The organism is Sphingomonas mali NBRC 15500 (assembly GCF_001598415.1).
GTDB classification, from domain to species: Bacteria; Pseudomonadota; Alphaproteobacteria; order Sphingomonadales; family Sphingomonadaceae; genus Sphingomonas; species Sphingomonas mali.
Genome location: NZ_BCYX01000007.1, coordinates 13590 through 28091 on the forward strand (window position 1 = coordinate 13590; position 14502 = coordinate 28091).

Sequence of the window (14502 nt, forward strand, 5' to 3'; positions counted from 1 at the left end):
ATCGTTACGCTGCGATCACGCGTCAAGCGGCTTGTGGCTGATCCGGGTTAGCCGGGCGGCGATTCCGGCGAGTTGCGGCGCCAGTCGCACGGCCGCGGTCAGTGCGCTCGCCCAGGCGGGTCGCTCGGCGGCGGCGCGAATTCTGTTGGCCACCGCGAACGGGGTCGTCAGGTCGCGCGCGAGCCGCTGCTGATAGAGGATGGCGCCGGCTGGGCCATGGCGAAGATAGTCGGTCGCCGCCCGCGCGCCGCTTTCGATCGCGATTCCCATGCCTTCGCCCGCCAGGCTGGGGATGCAGGCAGCTTGATCGCCAAGCCGGAACAGCCCGGCCGTGCCGTCCGCGACGCGCCAGCCATAAGGCACGTTGGCCACCGCATCGATCGCCGCAGCGCTGGCGCGATGGGCCAACCGCTCGGCTAGCCGGGGCGATTCGCGTGCCAGTGCGTCGAGCAATTTGTCCGGCGATCCCGCCCCGCTCAGCCGCGACCGGTGCACCGCCATGCACAGATTGACCGTGCCGTCTTCCTGCCGCGCGATCCCGGCATAGCCGCGATCGAACAGATGGAGCTCGATCGTATCGCCAACTATCCGGTCGAGCGCGTCGCTCGGCCCCAGCCGGACGCGCAGGCCCAAAGTCGGGTCGTCGCTACGCTCGGCACCGCGTGCCAGCCCACGCAGATCATGCTTTCCCGTGGCGAGGAACAAGGCGTCAGGAGTGATTTCGCTGTCGTCGGCCAGGCGGACGCAATCGCCTTCGAGCGCGCGCGCCGCGACGCCGCGCTCGACCGCCGCGCCGGCGGTGATCGCGTGATCGAGCAGCAAGGTATCGAGCCGCCGGCGCGAGACCGCGAGCGCCGGGCGCGGCAGCCATGCTTCGGCCCGACGCGCGCCGGCGAACAGCCGCAGCCGGCGGATTTCCTCACGGTTGAGCGCATCGCGTCGGATGCCGAGGCGATCGAGCGCCTCGAGCGTCCGCCAGCTCAGGAACCCCCCGCACAAGGCGTCGCCGGTCTCGGCGCTGCGCTCGATCAGCAGATGCGGCGTCCCGGCGCGCGCCAGCAGCAGCGCCGCCACCGCGCCTGCCGGCCCGCCGCCGACGATCAGTGCAGGCGTTCGACGCACAGGCGAAACGGAAAGGCGCGATAGACGCGCGCGTCAGTAATACCGGCCTCGGCCAGGATCGGCGGCCATTCGCCGGGGCGATAGGATCGCGCGATCGACAAGGTGCCATCAAGCCGGACGATGCGGTGCCAGCCGAACGTGCGGGCGAGTAACGGGAATCCCCAATGCGCGAAGCCGTGACGGTGGAGATCGTTGACCAGCCATCCCATCCGCGCCTCGGCCTGCATGAAGCGCAGAAAGGCGACGAGCTGTTCGTGCGTCATGTGATGCGCGACCAGGCTGGAAATCACCATGTCCCAGCCCTGGCCGGCAAGATCGGCGTAATCGCCGGTGATCCAGCGGATCGCCGTATCGGGGGACGAGTGCTGCCGCGCCGCCGCTTCGCTGCGCGGATTGAGGTCGACGCCGACCAGGTCGGCCGCGATGCCGCGCTTCGCTGCCCAGCGCGCGATCGTCCGCAGCATGTCGCCATCGCCGAACCCGACATCGAGTAATTTGAATGCTTTGCGGCCGTTGAGCGCGCGATCGATGAACGACAGGGTCGGACGCGCCGCCATCGTCACGACATTGACCTTGGCGAGATCGCCGACCACCGCCGCATAGGTCGCCGCGTCGAGGTCGTCGGCGTCCATCAGCTCATCGGCGATGGCGCGCTGAGCGAGACTCACGCCGCGCTCCGGAACCCGAATCCTTCGGCGGCCAGCCCGGGCCCGAACGCCAGCGCGATGCCCTGGCCGACTCGCGGTCCCTTGAGCATCTTGGCCAGCGTGAACATCAATGTCGCCGACGACATGTTGCCATAATCGTGCAGCGTCTCGCGCGATGCCCACAAGGCGCCTTGCGGCAGATGATAGGCAGTCTCGACCGCGTCGAGGATCGAGCGCCCACCGGCATGCACTGCCCAGCCGTCGATATCCTCGACGTTCCGCCCACCGAGCGCGGCGGTGGCGAAATCGGGATCGGCGAGCCCTTGCGCGATGCGCTGCGGGACTTCGCCCGACAGATGCATCTCGAACCCCTTGTCGGTGATGTCCCAGCGGATCAGCTGCTCCGAATCGGGCAAGGTGGTGGCGAACGGCGCCTCGAGCTCGAACCCGGCGGCATCGCTGGTCACCAAGGCCGCGCCCGCGCCGTCGCCGAACTGGAGCATCGCCAGCAATTTCTCGATCTCGCCGGTATCCTGGAGATGGAGCGAGCAGAGTTCGACGCAGACCACCAGCACGCGCGCACCGGGTTCGGACCGCACGATGTGGCGCGCGCTGCGCAACGCGGCGACCGCGGCATAGCAACCCATGAACCCGACCAGCAGCCGCTCCACCGACGGCGCCAGGCCGAGCCGGCGGGCGATGATCTGATCGACGCCGGGCGCGACGAAGCCGGTGCAGCTGGCCAGCACGAGATGCGTGATCCGGTCTATCTCGACCTGTTCGGCGAGCCGGTCGATCGCGTCGAGGCTCAGCGCCGGCGCTGCATCGGCATAGACCCGCATCCGCGCGTCGGTGCCCGGCATGAAGCCACCTTCGTAGAATCCGCCGGGGCCGATCGGCGACCCGCCATCGTCGGCGTGTGGCAACACGGTCCAGCGATGCTCGATCCCCGATCGCGCGACCATCCGGCCGAACACTTTGGCGAGGCGTGGATCGGCGATCTTGGGCTGGGCCCAGCCGATGAACGCGTTGTGCGCGTCATGGTCGGGCACTGCGGTACCGATAGCGTTGAGATAGACATTGGCGGACACGAGCGGCGACCTTTTCGGCAACAAGGGACACCGGGTTAGTGCCTCGGAAGCGGTACGCCAGTTTAACAGATGCCGCGTCTTTTTGCTCCACTCGCCCTCGGCCGCTATCAGGCTGGCATGAATCCGATCTATGCCGGTATGGGCACCACGATCTTCGAAGCGATGTCGGCGCGCGCGCGGGCGACCGGCGCGATCAACCTGGGCCAGGGATTTCCCGAGGCCCAGGGGCCGGCCGATATCATCGACGCGGCGGCCAGGGCGCTGGTCGAGAAGTCGAACCAATATCCGCCGATGATCGGCTTGCCGGAACTGCGCCAGGCGGTTGCCGCGCATTATGCCGAGCATCAGGGGCTCGATCTGTCGCCGGACGAGGTGGTGGTGACGTCGGGCGCGACCGAGGCGATCGCCGCGGCGCTGCTCGCGCTCGTCTCGCCGGGCGACGAGGTGATCCTGTTCCAGCCCCTCTACGACGCGTACTTGCCGCTGGTCGAACGCGCCGGCGGCGTGGCGAAGCTGGTGCGGCTGAGCCCGCCCGACTGGCGCGTGACTGGGGATATGCTCGAGGCGGCGTGGTCGCCCAAGACCCGGCTGCTGGTGCTCAACAGTCCGCTCAATCCCTCGGCCTCGATGATTGGGGCAGGGGAATTGGCGGTGATCGCGCGCTTCTGCGTCGAGCGAGACCTGATCGCGATCTGCGATGAGGTGTGGGAAGAACTGGTGTTCGACGGCGCGCGTCACGTGCCGCTGATGGCGCAGCCGGGGATGCGCGAGCGCACGGTCAAGATCGGCTCGGCTGGCAAGATGTTCGCGCTGACCGGGTGGAAAGTCGGCTGGATGTGCGCCGCGCCCGAGCTGGCGCGCGGTCTGGCCAAGGCGCACCAGTTCCTGACCTTCACCACACCACCCAATCTGCAATGGGCGGCCGCCTACGGCCTCGCCAAGGACAAGGCCTGGTTCGACAAGGAACGCGCAGGCTTCCAGCGCTCGCGCGACCGGCTCGCGGCGGGACTGCGCGAGGCGGGCTATGTCACCTTGCCGTCGGCGGCGACCTATTTCATCTCGATCGATCTGACCGCCTCGGGCATCGCGCTCGACGACGTCACCTTCTGCAATCGTCTGCTCGACGAGGCCGGCGTGGCGGCGATCCCGGTCTCGGCCTTTTATGCCGCAGACCCTGTGACCAATGTCGTTCGCCTGTGCTTCGCCAAGAGCGACGCCACTCTCGACGCCGCGATCGAGCGGATGGCGGGGTTTCGGCGGGCGCTGGGGTCTGCGTAAACGGCCCATTTTTTCGCGGAGTCGAGCTTACTGAGCTGCCGTTCCCGCCGTTTCGGACTCTTTTGTGCGGTAGCGGGGGTGCGCTAACTATCAATCCAGCTTGTTACACCTTCGCCTCGAGCTAGTCCTGTCGCGGGGCTTCAAGCGGGAGAAGAGGATGCGGGTTTTTCGTCTCTGGTTAGCGTTGTCGATCGTCGTGGTCGCTACGCTCTCGTTGAGCAGTCCGAGCATTGCCGATTCCCAAGATAGCCGACCGCTTGAAGGGTTGGCGCGAGAGGTAACCGCACGGACCTATCCGATATCCAATGAACCTTCGATCGCCTTTATCGAGCGGCGTCGAGCAACTCTTTCGATCGCGCTGAAGGAGGTGATTGCCACACACGGCTCGCCGCTTCTTCAAGACGGCTCGGTCGAGGATGGACACATACGTCTTATCTACCGGGATGCTCTTGTGGTCGTAACCGGGCGCTACTCCAACACTATCATCTGCCGCATTGAAGTGCCTGTTGCGAAACTCAAGGACGGGTTTGACAGCGCAGTCGTTATTTCACTTGCTGCCCGGTCTTGTCGAGCAGTTGAGGAACGCGGCTGGGGGGCCGCCGGCCTCGTTCGGCTAACTCCCATCGGGACCGAAGCATTGCCCAGCGTGACCGCCGCGAAAGTAGCTATTTATGCGACGGATGAGCCGCTTACTCTATATCCTGAACTCGTTCGGGAGTTCGAGATAGTCGCTCATACGTCCGCGAGCCTTATCCGGGGTATAGACAGAGACGACGGTTACGAGCGCCCGGGAAGCACGCAATGGCGGTATGCGTGGTTCGCCAACGGGAGCATTCTCGCTTTGCGCTATAAGGTCGGTAAGCGCGACGGACTTAGCTCTTCGGTCGAATTTGCCTGCACCGTTGAAACGCCAGCTTCGGCGATCGATAGCCTTGAGGGCAAATTTTCCGCCTGGTGCGACCGGCAGGAAGAACGGCTGCGCCCTGGCCTGTCAGGCTTTATAAAGGCGACTGGCGAGTACAGAAGCAAGCAGCCTCAAAAGGCAGAAGCACCGCGTCCGTATGGGGGATTTCACCTCGGAGCTTTTCCACCCGCGCTTGTCAGATCATACTGGCTAACTGGCGTCGCTGACAAAGCGCCATCGCCCTAATGTTTCCGATCGACCTGACCGCCTCGGGCATCGCGCTCGACGACGTCACCTTCAGCAACCGCTTGCTCGACGAAGCGGGAGTCGCTGCAATCTCGGTCTCGGCCTTTTATGCCGAAGACCCTGTGACCAATGTCGTTCGCTTGTGCTTCGCCAAGAGCGACGCGACGCTGGATGCCGCGATTGAGCGGATGGCGGGGTTTCGGCGGGCGGTGGGCAAAGAATAAGGCCCGCGGATCGCTCCGCAGGCCTCAAATCTCTATCAAAAAATCTCTATCAAACCGTCGCGGCGAAGCCGCGACGTCGGTCGGGCTTCGCCCGCCGTCCGTGGTTTCGGCTTTTTCAGGGATTAGCGACCGCTAATCGCTGGCCTCAACCGTCGTAATCCCCGCCCAAATTCTGGTTGCGCGGCGGCGCGGCGGCGGTGAGGCGAAGGGCCTCGGCCGACTGCGACAGCGAGCCGATTTCGTCGGGCGTGTCGTCGTCGTCGACCTGGACCTTCTGCATGCCGCTGATCACCGCGTCCTGCAGATGATCGGGGCGCACCGTCTCCTCGGCGATTTCGCGGAGAGCGACGACCGGGTTTTTATCGCGGTCGCGATCGACGGTGAGCTCGGCGCCGCCAGAGATCTGGCGGGCGCGCTGGGCCGCGAACAGGACCAGATCGAAACGGTTCGAAACCTTGTCGACGCAATCTTCGACAGTGACGCGCGCCATGAAACGCTTCCTTCAGCAAAACACCAAGATGGGAAGCGTGGGCGCTTAGGGCAATGGGTCGCAAAGAGTCAAGAAAATCGCGTTTTCCGCACATTGTCGCCACGAACGACGGCGCCCGCTTGCCCGACGCGGCGCCGCGCTTCAATAGAGAGGGGATGGCCGGCGAACCCAGTTTCAAGATCGAGGGCGACACGCTACGGCTCATCACCGATGGGCCGGAACGGCTGACCGCCTTGCTCGACCTGATCGCGGGCGCCGAGCGATCGCTGCGCATCCTCTATTACATCTATGTCGACGACGATGCCGGGGCGAAGGTGCGCCAGGCGTTGATCGACGCCGCGCGACGCGGGGTCACGGTCAAATTGATCGTCGACGGGTTGGGCAGCGAGCATGCCGAGAACCATCGCTTCTTCGATCCGCTGAAGGATGCCGGCATCGACGTCTGCCGCTTCGTGCCGCGCTGGGGGCGGCGCTATCTGTTGCGCAATCACCAGAAGCTCGCGCTCGCCGACGAGGAGCGGGTGATCATCGGCGGATTCAACATCCAGGACAGCTATTTCGGGACCAACGAAGAGCAAGCGTGGCGCGACCTGGGCTTCTATATCGAGGGGCCGTCGGCGAACCACCTGACCGGCTATTTCGACGCGCTCGACCGCTGGGCGAAGCGCGACCAGGCGCCGCTGCGGGCATTGCGCGCGCTATTGTCGAAATGGAGCGAGCCGGACGGCGCGACGCGCTGGCTGTTCGGCGGTCCGACACGACGGCCCTCGCCCTGGGCCAGATCGGTGCGCGCCGACCTCGAACGCGCGATGCGGGTCGACCTGATCAGCGCCTATTTCGCGCCGAGCCCCGGCATGTTGCGGCGGCTAGACCAGATCGGCCAGCGCGGCCAGGCGCGGGTAGTGCTGGCGTCGAAGAACGACCATGGCGCGGCGATCTGGGCGTCGCGCTTCACGTATGCCGGGCTGCTCCGCAAAGGCGTGGAGATCTACGAATACCAGCCGACCAAGCTGCACACGAAGCTCTTCGTGATCGACGACACCGTTTATGTCGGCTCGGCCAATTACGACATTCGCAGCCTCTATCTGAACCTCGAACTGATGCTGCGAGTCGAGGACAAGGCGTTCGCCGCGCATGTCCGGGGATATGTCGACGGAGAAATCGCCGAATCGGAGCGGATCACACCCGACCTCTATCGCGCGCGCACCGGCTGGTGGACGCGGACCAAGCAGGCGGCGGCGTTCTTCGTGATGACCGTGCTCGATTATAACGTCACGCGCAGCCTCAATTTCGGCCCCGAGCGGCGGTTTCGCAAATGACCCTCCGCGTCGCCTCCTGCCATTGCGGTGCGCTGGAGGTCGCGTGCGACGGGGAACCGCGCAAAGTGTCCTTGTGCCATTGCGAGCAATGCCAGCGCCGCACCGGCAGCGCGTTCAGCGTCGCGGTCTTCTATATGCGCGAGCAGGTAACGGCGCGCGGCGAGGCGGCGAGCTATGTCCGCGCCTCTGCGAGCGGGCTCGCGGTCGATTTCCGCTTCTGCCCGGCCTGCGGGTCCAATTTGTTCTGGTATCCGCAGCGGATGCCGGCGTTGGTCGGAGTGGCGCTGGGCGGGTTTGCCGACCGCGATTTCGCGATGCCCGAGCAAGCGGTGTGGGCAGGCGAGGGACATCGCTGGGTGCGCTTGCCCGACCATGTCGTCAGTTTCGAGAAGAATCCGACACCGCGGGGGTAACGCATGGTTGCCGGCGCGACACCCAGACGTCCTCCCCGCGAACCCGGGGGCTCATCCTGGACGGGCGCCTTCGATCCTCCGGCCCCTCAGTCCTTCCAGGCGAAGAAATTGTGCGACGGCGGGATGTTCCACCATTCGATCGAATAGTCGATCCGGTCCCAATGCGGCTCCAGGAAGTCGCGCACCTTGGGACGGAACTGATAGACCAGGAAGGCGCCGCCGGTCTTCAGCACGCGGTGCGTCGCGGCGGCGATGGCCGGAGCGACGCCCTTGGGCAAGGTCGAGAAGGGCAGGCCCGACAGCACGTAATCGGCTTCCTCGAAGCCGTGCTCGGCGACGATCTGTTCGACATCGGCGGCCGAACCATGGACCGGGACGAATCGCGAATCGGTGAACTTGATTCGCAGATAGTCGATGAAATCCGGGTTGGTATCGATCGAGATATAGGTCGCATCGGCCGGCAGGCGGTCGAGAATCGCCTGGGTGAAGGTGCCGACGCCCGGTCCGTATTCGACGAACAATTTGACCTTGGGCCAGTCGGGCACCTTGAGCATGGCGTTGATCTGCGCCTTGGACGAGGCGACGATCGAGCCGACCATGACGGGTCGTTTGAAGAACCCGCTGAGAAACATCGCCCATGGAGAGGGGAGCTTGCGCGCGCGCGTCTCCGCATTGTCTAGAGCGAAGCGGGGCTGGGACATGATATTCCTTGTAGCTGTGCGCCAATTCGTACGCGACCGGAAACCCCTGTCGCAAAGCTGTAACGCGCGATCAAGTCTTTAGGCTGCTTCGACGGGTTGCGCTAGGCGGCGTGCCGGTTCATCGACGCGACATGACGACGCTCGCACCCGGAACAATCGCGGTGATCTTCGTGTCCGAGGTCACCGGGGATGACCCCGAAGGTTATGCCGCCGCCGCCGCCGAGGCCGATGCGCTGGCCGCCGCGCAACCCGGCTATCGTGGAATCGACAGCGCGCGCGGCGCCGACGGTATCGGCATTACGGTGAGTTATTGGGCCGACGAAGCGGCAGCGATCGGCTGGCGGCAACACGCGCGGCACAGCGAGATTCGCGATGCCGGACGCGGGCGCTGGTATCGCTGGTATTCGCTCCATGTCGCCGAGGTCGGGCGCAGTTACGATTGGGAGAAGGGATGACGGCGAAGTTCGACCGCGACTTCGCCTTGTTGTTCACCGTGATGCTGACGATCGCGGCTGGCAACACTGCCTTGCAATCGGTCCTGCCCGCGATCGGGCGGTCGCTCCATGTCCGCGACAATGCGGTGGCGGCGGCCTTTTCGGTATCCGCGCTGTTATGGGTGATCGCCGCGCCGCTCTGGGCGAGCCGGTCGGATCGGCGCGGTCGACGGTCGATGATTCTCCTTGGGGTCGGCGGGTTCGCCGTCTCGCTGACCTTGTGCGGAGTCTTTCTCGCAGCGGGGATCAACGGCTGGATCGGCGGGACCGCGGCCTTCCTGCTCTTCATCGTCGGTCGGTTGATCTACGGCACGTTCGGCGCGGCGGCGCCGCCGGCGGTGCAGGCGATCGTCGCGGGCCGCACCACGCGCGAAGAGCGGACCAAGGCGCTGACCTTGCTCGGCTCGGCGTTCGGGCTCGGCACCATCCTGGGCCCCGCGATCGCGCCGTATCTGCTGCTCGGCAGCGTCGGCGGTATCGAAATCGGTCTATCCGGCCCCGCTTTCCTGTTCGCGCTGTTCGGCGCCGCCATGTTCATCGCGGTGCTGCGCATGCTGCCCAACGACCGCAGCGAGGCGGCGATGGACGATCCCGGCGCGCACGGCGCCGCCAATGCCTATCCGTCGATCGGCGGCCAGTCCTCTGGCGCGAGCATCACCGCCGCGATGGGTCAGCATGTCGAGGAAGTGGGCTTCCTCGATCCGCGGGTCCGTGCCTGGATGATCGCGGGGCTGGTCTTCGGCCATGCCCAGGCGATGACCGGGCAGGCGATCGGCTTTCTGGTGATCGACCGCCTCCATCTGCCGCCGGCCGAGGCGCTGCAGCCGACCGGAATCGTGCTGATGATGGGCGCCGGCGCGGCATTGCTGGTGCAATGGGGCCTCATTCCGCTGTTCAATCTGACGCCGCGCGTGATGATGCTGGTCGGGCTGGTGTTCGCCGCCGCCGGCTGCGCGCTGACCGGACTCGCTACCTCGCTCTATGGCCTGGCGACCGCGTACGCGCTGGCGAGCATCGGCTTCGGCTTCACGCGCCCCGCTTTCACCGCGGGCTCGTCGCTCGCGGTTGGATCGGCCGCGCAAGGATCGGTCGCGGGCAAGGTCACGTCGGTCAACGGCGCCAGTTTCGTGCTCGGGCCCTCGATCGGGGTCGGGCTGTACGAGTTCTGGCACTCGCTGCCGTATTTGACCGCGGGTGCGGCGTGTTTGGTGCTGATGGTTTATTGCTGGATTGCGTTGCGGCCGGCGGCACGCTGATTCACCAGGGCACGTCTTTCCCGAAGCGATCGAGATATTGAAGCCCGGGAACGCCGCGTTTCGACAGTAGCAGCCCGGCCAGGATCGGCGCACTGTCCGCGACCGTGTACGGCGCGTGTTCACCGCCGAGGTCGGTGCGGATCCAGCCCGGTGCCATCAATAGCAGCGCCCGGCCATTCTGCTCCGGCCGCGCCGCGAAGCTGCGCATCAGCATGTTGAGCGCCGCCTTGCTGGCGCGATAGACTTCGCGCGTTCCTATCTCGTTATTTGCGATACTGCCCTGGCCCGAGGACATCGCGCCGATCAGGCCGTCGGCCGGGACCAGATCGTGCAACGCCTCGATAACCCGCATCGGACTGTACGCATTGGTGATCATAACCTGGGTGAATTCGTCGGCGTCGACATCACCGATGCGCGCCAGCGGATCGTGCGTGGTGACGCCGGCATTGGCGAACAACAGGTCGAGCGTCCGGCCCGCCAACCGTCCGCGCAGCGCGGCGATCTGATCCGGGCGGTTCATGTCGAGCGTCTCGACCTCCGCCCGATCGGGACAGCTGTCGGCGAGATCGTGCATGCCGGTGCGTGCGCCGCCTCGGACGGTACCGATGACGTTCCATTCGCGCTCGAGCAGTTCGGCGGCGATCGCGAGGCCGAGGCCACGCGAAGCGCCGACGATGAATGCAGTCGGCATGGCGGCCTAGTCGGTCCCCTTCGGTCCATGCGGCCGCAGCTGCCCGGGGGAGATGAAGCCCAAGGGCTGCAGCGACGCCGCATCCTGCTTGATCGTCGCGGCGATCTGTTCGTAGTCGCGTTCCATCTCCGCGGTCACCGACGCGCGCGAATCGACCAGAGCGTCCTCGAAATCACTCATAGTCACCTGCTTGACGTCGATATTCTTGCGCAGCGCGACCAAGCCCGCGCGCCGGGTCAGGTCCTCGAGATCGGCGCCGGTATAGCGGTCGGTCCGCGCCGCGATGCGATCGAGATCGACATCGTCGCCCAGCGGCATCTTCTGCGTCTGGATCGCCAGGATGCGTCGGCGGCCCTTCTCGTCGGGAACGCCGACATAGATCAACTCGTCGAACCGGCCCGGACGCAGCAGCGCCGGGTCGATCAGATTGGGGCGGTTGGTCGCCCCGATCACGACGACCGACTGCAATTCCTCGAGTCCGTCCATCTCGGCCAGGATCGTGTTGACCACGCGCTCGGTGACTTGCGGCTCGCCCAGGCCGCCCCCGCGCGCGGGGACCAGGCTGTCCAGCTCGTCGATAAAGATCACCGTCGGCGCGACCTGGCGGGCGCGGGCGAACAATTTGGCGATCTGCTGCTCGCTCTCGCCATACCATTTGCTGAGCAGGTCGGACGATTTGGTCGAGATGAAGTTCGCCTCCGCCTCGCGCGCGACCGCCTTGGCGAGCAGGGTCTTGCCGGTGCCGGGCGGGCCGTAGAGCAGGAATCCCTTGGCCGGACGGATGCCGAGCCGGCGGAACGCGTCGGGGTCCTTGAGCGGGAGCTCCACGCCTTCCTTCAATCGCATCTGCGCGTCGTCGAGCCCGCCGACATCGTCCCAACGGACACGCGGCGCCTCGACCATCACTTCGCGCATCGCCGAGGGCTGGACGCGCTTCAACGCGCCGAGGAAATCCTCACGGGTGACCGCCAGCGTCTCGAGCACGTCGGCCGGGATGGTGCGGTCCTCGAGATTGAGCCGCGGCATGATCCGCCGCACTGCCTCGATCGCGGCTTCGCGCGCGAGCGCGGCGAGATCGGCGCCGACGAAACCGTAGGTCGTGCGGGCCAGCTCGTCGAGATCGACATGGTCGCCCAATGGCATGCCGCGCGTATGGATGCCCAATATCTCGCGGCGGCCACGCTCGTCGGGAACGCCGACGACGATCTCGCGGTCGAACCGGCCAGGACGCCGCAACGCCTCGTCGACGGCCTCGGGCCGGTTGGTCGCCGCGATCACCACCAGATTGGCGCGCGCTTCCAGCCCGTCCATCAAGGTCAGCAACTGCGCGACCAGGCGCTTTTCGGCCTCACCCGAGACATTACCGCGCTTGGGCGCGATCGAATCGATCTCGTCGATGAACACGATCGACGGCGCGTTCTTGGCCGCTTCCTCGAACACCTGGCGCAGTTTCGATTCGGATTCGCCATAGGCCGAGCCCATGATCTCGGGCCCGTTGATCAGGAAGAATTGCGCGTCGCTCTCATTGGCGACCGCGCGCGCCAGGCGCGTCTTGCCGGTGCCGGGCGGGCCATGGAGCAGCACGCCCTTGGGCGGCTCGACGCCCAGCCGCTGGAACAGTTCGGGATAGCGCAGCGGCAATTCGACCATCTCGCGCAACTGGTCGATCGTATCGGCCATGCCGCCGATATCGTCATAAGTGACGTCGGCGCGCCGCGCGTCCTTGGGCTCTTCATATTCGGGGCGCAGCTCGATCTCGGTATTTTCGTCGACCAGCACCACCCCCTTGGGCACGGTCGAGATCACCGCGAGGCGGATTTCCTGCAACGCATAGGCCGGCGCGCGGAGATATTGCGCGACATTGGGCGGGACGCCGTCGGGGTCGATCCGCTGCTGCCCGGCGGTGGCGACGACGTCGCCGGCGCAGAGCGGGCGGCCGAAAAAGGTGCGCTTGAGCGCGCCGGTCGATCCCTGCAGGCGCAGATTCTGCTGCGCGGGCGCGAAGACGACGCGGGTCGCGGGCTTGGCCTCGGCCTTGCGCACATCGACATAATCGCCCGACCCGGCGCCGGCATTGGCGCGTTGCAGGCCGTCGATGCGAATCAGTTCGAGTCCCTCATCCTCGGGATAGGGCGCGACCGCGCGCGCCGGGGTGGTCGACTTGCCGACGATCTCGATGATGTCGCCTTCGCCGATGCCCAATTGCGCCATCAGCGCGCGTGGAATGTGTGCCAGTCCGCGACCACTATCCTCGGGTCGCGCATTGGCAACCTGGAGCTTGCGTTGGGGGGCATCGTCGCCGTCTGCCATAGGGTCACCTTGTTTCGCGAGCGGAAGAATCGAGAGCGCGTGAGATAGTGACCCGGTTCCCGAAGCGCGAGAGGGCGGCTATCAGGCGGCCCCGAATCGAGACAAAAAAAGGCCGGACCCAAGGGGCCCGGCCGGGAAAGTTTTTAGGAGAGGATGCCTGAAAGGCCCGCTCTATGTGCAGTGCAGCAGATTATTGTGCAAGTGCGAAGTGAGATCGCTAACATGCATTTTTCGCAATCGACCCTTTATTTTCAAGGAGAGGGGATGATAGCGTTCCAAGCATCGGTATGTGACGCGACGCACAATCAGCCGCGCTAAAAGAAGGAACAATCATGCGGCGTTTGCCACCGCTGACCGCGATCGAGGCCTTCATTCAGGTCGCCCGCACCGGGTCGGTCAAGGCCGCCGCGCAGGAACTCGCTCTCTCCGCGCCGGCGCTCAGCCGCCGAATCCAGGCGCTCGAACGGTTCATCGGCAAGCCCCTGTTCGAACGCCGGCATCAGGCGGTGGCGCTCAACAGTGACGGCGAACGGCTGCTGCAACAGATCGCGCCGGTGCTCGACCGGCTGACCGACGCGGTCGAATATATGACCAGCGGGGTCGAGGTGTTGCGCCTGCGGCTGGGTGTGTTGCCGCTGTTCGCGTCGCAACGCATCTTTCCCCACCTTGGCGACCTGCGGGCGCGCTACCCGCAGATCCATCTCGATATCGATACGGCCGGGCACAATATGGCGCGGGTCGGCGACGGGCTCGATGCCGCGATCGCGCTGGCGCGCGATCCCGACCCCAGCCTCTATGCCAAGCGGCTCGACACCAATAACGTCTATGTGATCGGCGCGCGGACGCTGCTCGAAGGGCCCGATCCGGTCACGCGCCCCGAACAGATCGAGAAGCTGACCGCGCTGATCCACCGCGACATGCCCGACACGTTCAGCGCCTGGCGCCACGCGGCGGGGCTCGACGAACTCGAGCCGCTGGCGATCGACCATTTCGATTCGGGCGCGCTGATGCTCGAGGCGGCGGCGCAGGGCCTGGGCATCGCCTTCATGCACGAAAGCCATTTCGACGAGGCGCACGACCCGCGGCTGGTCAAATTGTTCGATATCGAGGTGGCCAGCCCGTACAGTTACTGGTTCGTCTGCCGCCCGCGCGCGATGCAGCTGCGCCAGGTCAAATGGTTCCACGACTGGCTGGTCGAGGTGTTGAAGGCGTAGGGCCGTAGCGGGCGCGACGCCCGCGGAGCGCTGCGCCCCAAGGCGTCTCAGTTCTCAAGCTCCCCTCCCTGCAAGGGAGGGGGTTAGGGGGTGGGTGCGCGC

At 65.9% G+C, this 14502-nt stretch carries 14 protein-coding genes and 1 pseudogene; 8 read left to right on the top strand and 7 right to left on the bottom strand.

Annotated features, from left to right (window positions below):
• Positions 1-15: 15 nt before the first annotated feature.
• Genes SMA01S_RS07650 through SMA01S_RS07660 form a run of 3 tightly spaced genes read right to left on the bottom strand, consistent with a single transcriptional unit; the run spans position 16 to position 2860 of the window.
• Positions 16-1122 (bottom strand): NAD(P)/FAD-dependent oxidoreductase, encoded by a 1107-nt coding sequence (locus SMA01S_RS07650; RefSeq protein ID WP_066820002.1) that lies wholly within the window; start codon positions 1120-1122, stop codon positions 16-18.
• Positions 1101-1790, bottom strand: a complete 690-nt coding sequence (locus tag SMA01S_RS07655; protein ID WP_066820005.1) for a methyltransferase domain-containing protein — start codon at positions 1788-1790, stop codon at positions 1101-1103. The genes SMA01S_RS07650 and SMA01S_RS07655 overlap by 22 nt, the downstream gene beginning before the upstream one ends.
• On the bottom strand, positions 1787-2860 hold the full coding sequence (locus SMA01S_RS07660) for a type III polyketide synthase (RefSeq protein ID WP_066820007.1): 1074 nt from the start codon (positions 2858-2860) through the stop codon (positions 1787-1789). The genes SMA01S_RS07655 and SMA01S_RS07660 overlap by 4 nt, the downstream gene beginning before the upstream one ends.
• A 117-nt stretch (positions 2861-2977) precedes the next feature.
• Here SMA01S_RS07660 and SMA01S_RS07665 point away from each other — a divergent pair, with 117 nt between their 5' ends.
• The 3 genes and pseudogenes from SMA01S_RS07665 to SMA01S_RS07675 form a co-directional block, all read left to right on the top strand.
• On the top strand, positions 2978-4138 hold the full coding sequence (locus SMA01S_RS07665; RefSeq protein ID WP_066820009.1) for an aminotransferase: 1161 nt from the start codon (positions 2978-2980) through the stop codon (positions 4136-4138).
• 157 nt (positions 4139-4295) lie between these two features.
• Positions 4296-5288, top strand: coding sequence for a hypothetical protein (locus tag SMA01S_RS07670; RefSeq protein ID WP_157093862.1), 993 nt, complete (start codon positions 4296-4298; stop codon positions 5286-5288).
• A gap of 8 nt (positions 5289-5296) precedes the next feature.
• Positions 5297-5512, top strand: a pseudogene (locus SMA01S_RS07675) (aminotransferase); the annotation flags it as partial.
• Between the two features lie 145 nt (positions 5513-5657).
• On the opposite strand, the gene rpoZ reads toward SMA01S_RS07675, so the two are convergent.
• Positions 5658-6002, bottom strand: coding sequence for a DNA-directed RNA polymerase subunit omega (gene rpoZ / locus SMA01S_RS07680; RefSeq protein ID WP_066820015.1), 345 nt, complete (start codon positions 6000-6002; stop codon positions 5658-5660).
• Positions 6003-6157: 155 nt separating this feature from the next.
• Between rpoZ and SMA01S_RS07685 the strand changes: the two genes are divergently transcribed.
• Both SMA01S_RS07685 and SMA01S_RS07690 read left to right on the top strand, forming a co-directional pair.
• Complete coding sequence (locus SMA01S_RS07685) at positions 6158-7321, top strand: phospholipase D-like domain-containing protein (RefSeq protein WP_066820017.1); 1164 nt, start codon at positions 6158-6160, stop codon at positions 7319-7321.
• Positions 7318-7734: a GFA family protein gene (locus SMA01S_RS07690; RefSeq protein WP_066820019.1), complete on the top strand. Its 417-nt coding sequence runs from the start codon at positions 7318-7320 to the stop codon at positions 7732-7734. The genes SMA01S_RS07685 and SMA01S_RS07690 overlap by 4 nt, the downstream gene beginning before the upstream one ends.
• 86 nt (positions 7735-7820) lie before the next feature.
• On the opposite strand, the gene SMA01S_RS07695 is transcribed toward SMA01S_RS07690, so the two are convergent.
• A complete protein-coding gene (locus tag SMA01S_RS07695) occupies positions 7821-8435 on the bottom strand; it encodes a class I SAM-dependent methyltransferase (protein WP_066820021.1) in 615 nt (204 codons plus the stop codon).
• A gap of 131 nt (positions 8436-8566) precedes the next feature.
• On the opposite strand from SMA01S_RS07695, the gene SMA01S_RS07700 reads away from it, so the two are divergent.
• Together SMA01S_RS07700 and SMA01S_RS07705 are read left to right on the top strand one after the other, a co-directional pair.
• Positions 8567-8890: an antibiotic biosynthesis monooxygenase family protein gene (locus tag SMA01S_RS07700; RefSeq protein ID WP_066820023.1), complete on the top strand. Its 324-nt coding sequence runs from the start codon at positions 8567-8569 to the stop codon at positions 8888-8890.
• Positions 8887-10185, top strand: coding sequence for an MFS transporter (locus tag SMA01S_RS07705; protein ID WP_066820025.1), 1299 nt, complete (start codon positions 8887-8889; stop codon positions 10183-10185). Before SMA01S_RS07700 ends, SMA01S_RS07705 begins: the two co-directional genes overlap by 4 nt.
• A gap of 1 nt (position 10186) precedes the next feature.
• On the opposite strand, the gene SMA01S_RS07710 is transcribed toward SMA01S_RS07705, so the two are convergent.
• A complete protein-coding gene (locus tag SMA01S_RS07710) occupies positions 10187-10876 on the bottom strand; it encodes an SDR family oxidoreductase (RefSeq protein ID WP_066820030.1) in 690 nt (229 codons plus the stop codon).
• A 6-nt stretch (positions 10877-10882) separates the two neighbouring features.
• Positions 10883-13186 (bottom strand): CDC48 family AAA ATPase, encoded by a 2304-nt coding sequence (locus tag SMA01S_RS07715; protein WP_066820032.1) that lies wholly within the window; start codon positions 13184-13186, stop codon positions 10883-10885.
• Positions 13187-13518: 332 nt separating this feature from the next.
• Between SMA01S_RS07715 and SMA01S_RS07720 the strand changes: the two genes are divergently transcribed.
• Positions 13519-14400: a LysR substrate-binding domain-containing protein gene (locus SMA01S_RS07720; protein WP_066820034.1), complete on the top strand. Its 882-nt coding sequence runs from the start codon at positions 13519-13521 to the stop codon at positions 14398-14400.
• Positions 14401-14502 lie beyond the last annotated feature (102 nt).

Excerpts from the sequence above, each read along its gene's own strand:
- SMA01S_RS07665 (WP_066820009.1), top strand. The coding sequence starts at position 2,978 with ATGAATCCGATCTATGCCGGTATGGGCACCACGATCTTCGAAGCGATG.
- SMA01S_RS07670 (WP_157093862.1), top strand. The coding sequence starts at position 4,296 with ATGCGGGTTTTTCGTCTCTGGTTAGCGTTGTCGATCGTCGTGGTCGCT.
- rpoZ (WP_066820015.1), bottom strand. The coding sequence starts at position 6,002 with ATGGCGCGCGTCACTGTCGAAGATTGCGTCGACAAGGTTTCGAACCGT.
- SMA01S_RS07685 (WP_066820017.1), top strand. The coding sequence starts at position 6,158 with ATGGCCGGCGAACCCAGTTTCAAGATCGAGGGCGACACGCTACGGCTC.
- SMA01S_RS07690 (WP_066820019.1), top strand. The coding sequence starts at position 7,318 with ATGACCCTCCGCGTCGCCTCCTGCCATTGCGGTGCGCTGGAGGTCGCG.
- SMA01S_RS07695 (WP_066820021.1), bottom strand. The coding sequence starts at position 8,435 with ATGTCCCAGCCCCGCTTCGCTCTAGACAATGCGGAGACGCGCGCGCGC.
- SMA01S_RS07700 (WP_066820023.1), top strand. The coding sequence starts at position 8,567 with ATGACGACGCTCGCACCCGGAACAATCGCGGTGATCTTCGTGTCCGAG.
- SMA01S_RS07705 (WP_066820025.1), top strand. The coding sequence starts at position 8,887 with ATGACGGCGAAGTTCGACCGCGACTTCGCCTTGTTGTTCACCGTGATG.
- SMA01S_RS07710 (WP_066820030.1), bottom strand. The coding sequence starts at position 10,876 with ATGCCGACTGCATTCATCGTCGGCGCTTCGCGTGGCCTCGGCCTCGCG.
- SMA01S_RS07715 (WP_066820032.1), bottom strand. The coding sequence starts at position 13,186 with ATGGCAGACGGCGACGATGCCCCCCAACGCAAGCTCCAGGTTGCCAAT.
- SMA01S_RS07720 (WP_066820034.1), top strand. The coding sequence starts at position 13,519 with ATGCGGCGTTTGCCACCGCTGACCGCGATCGAGGCCTTCATTCAGGTC.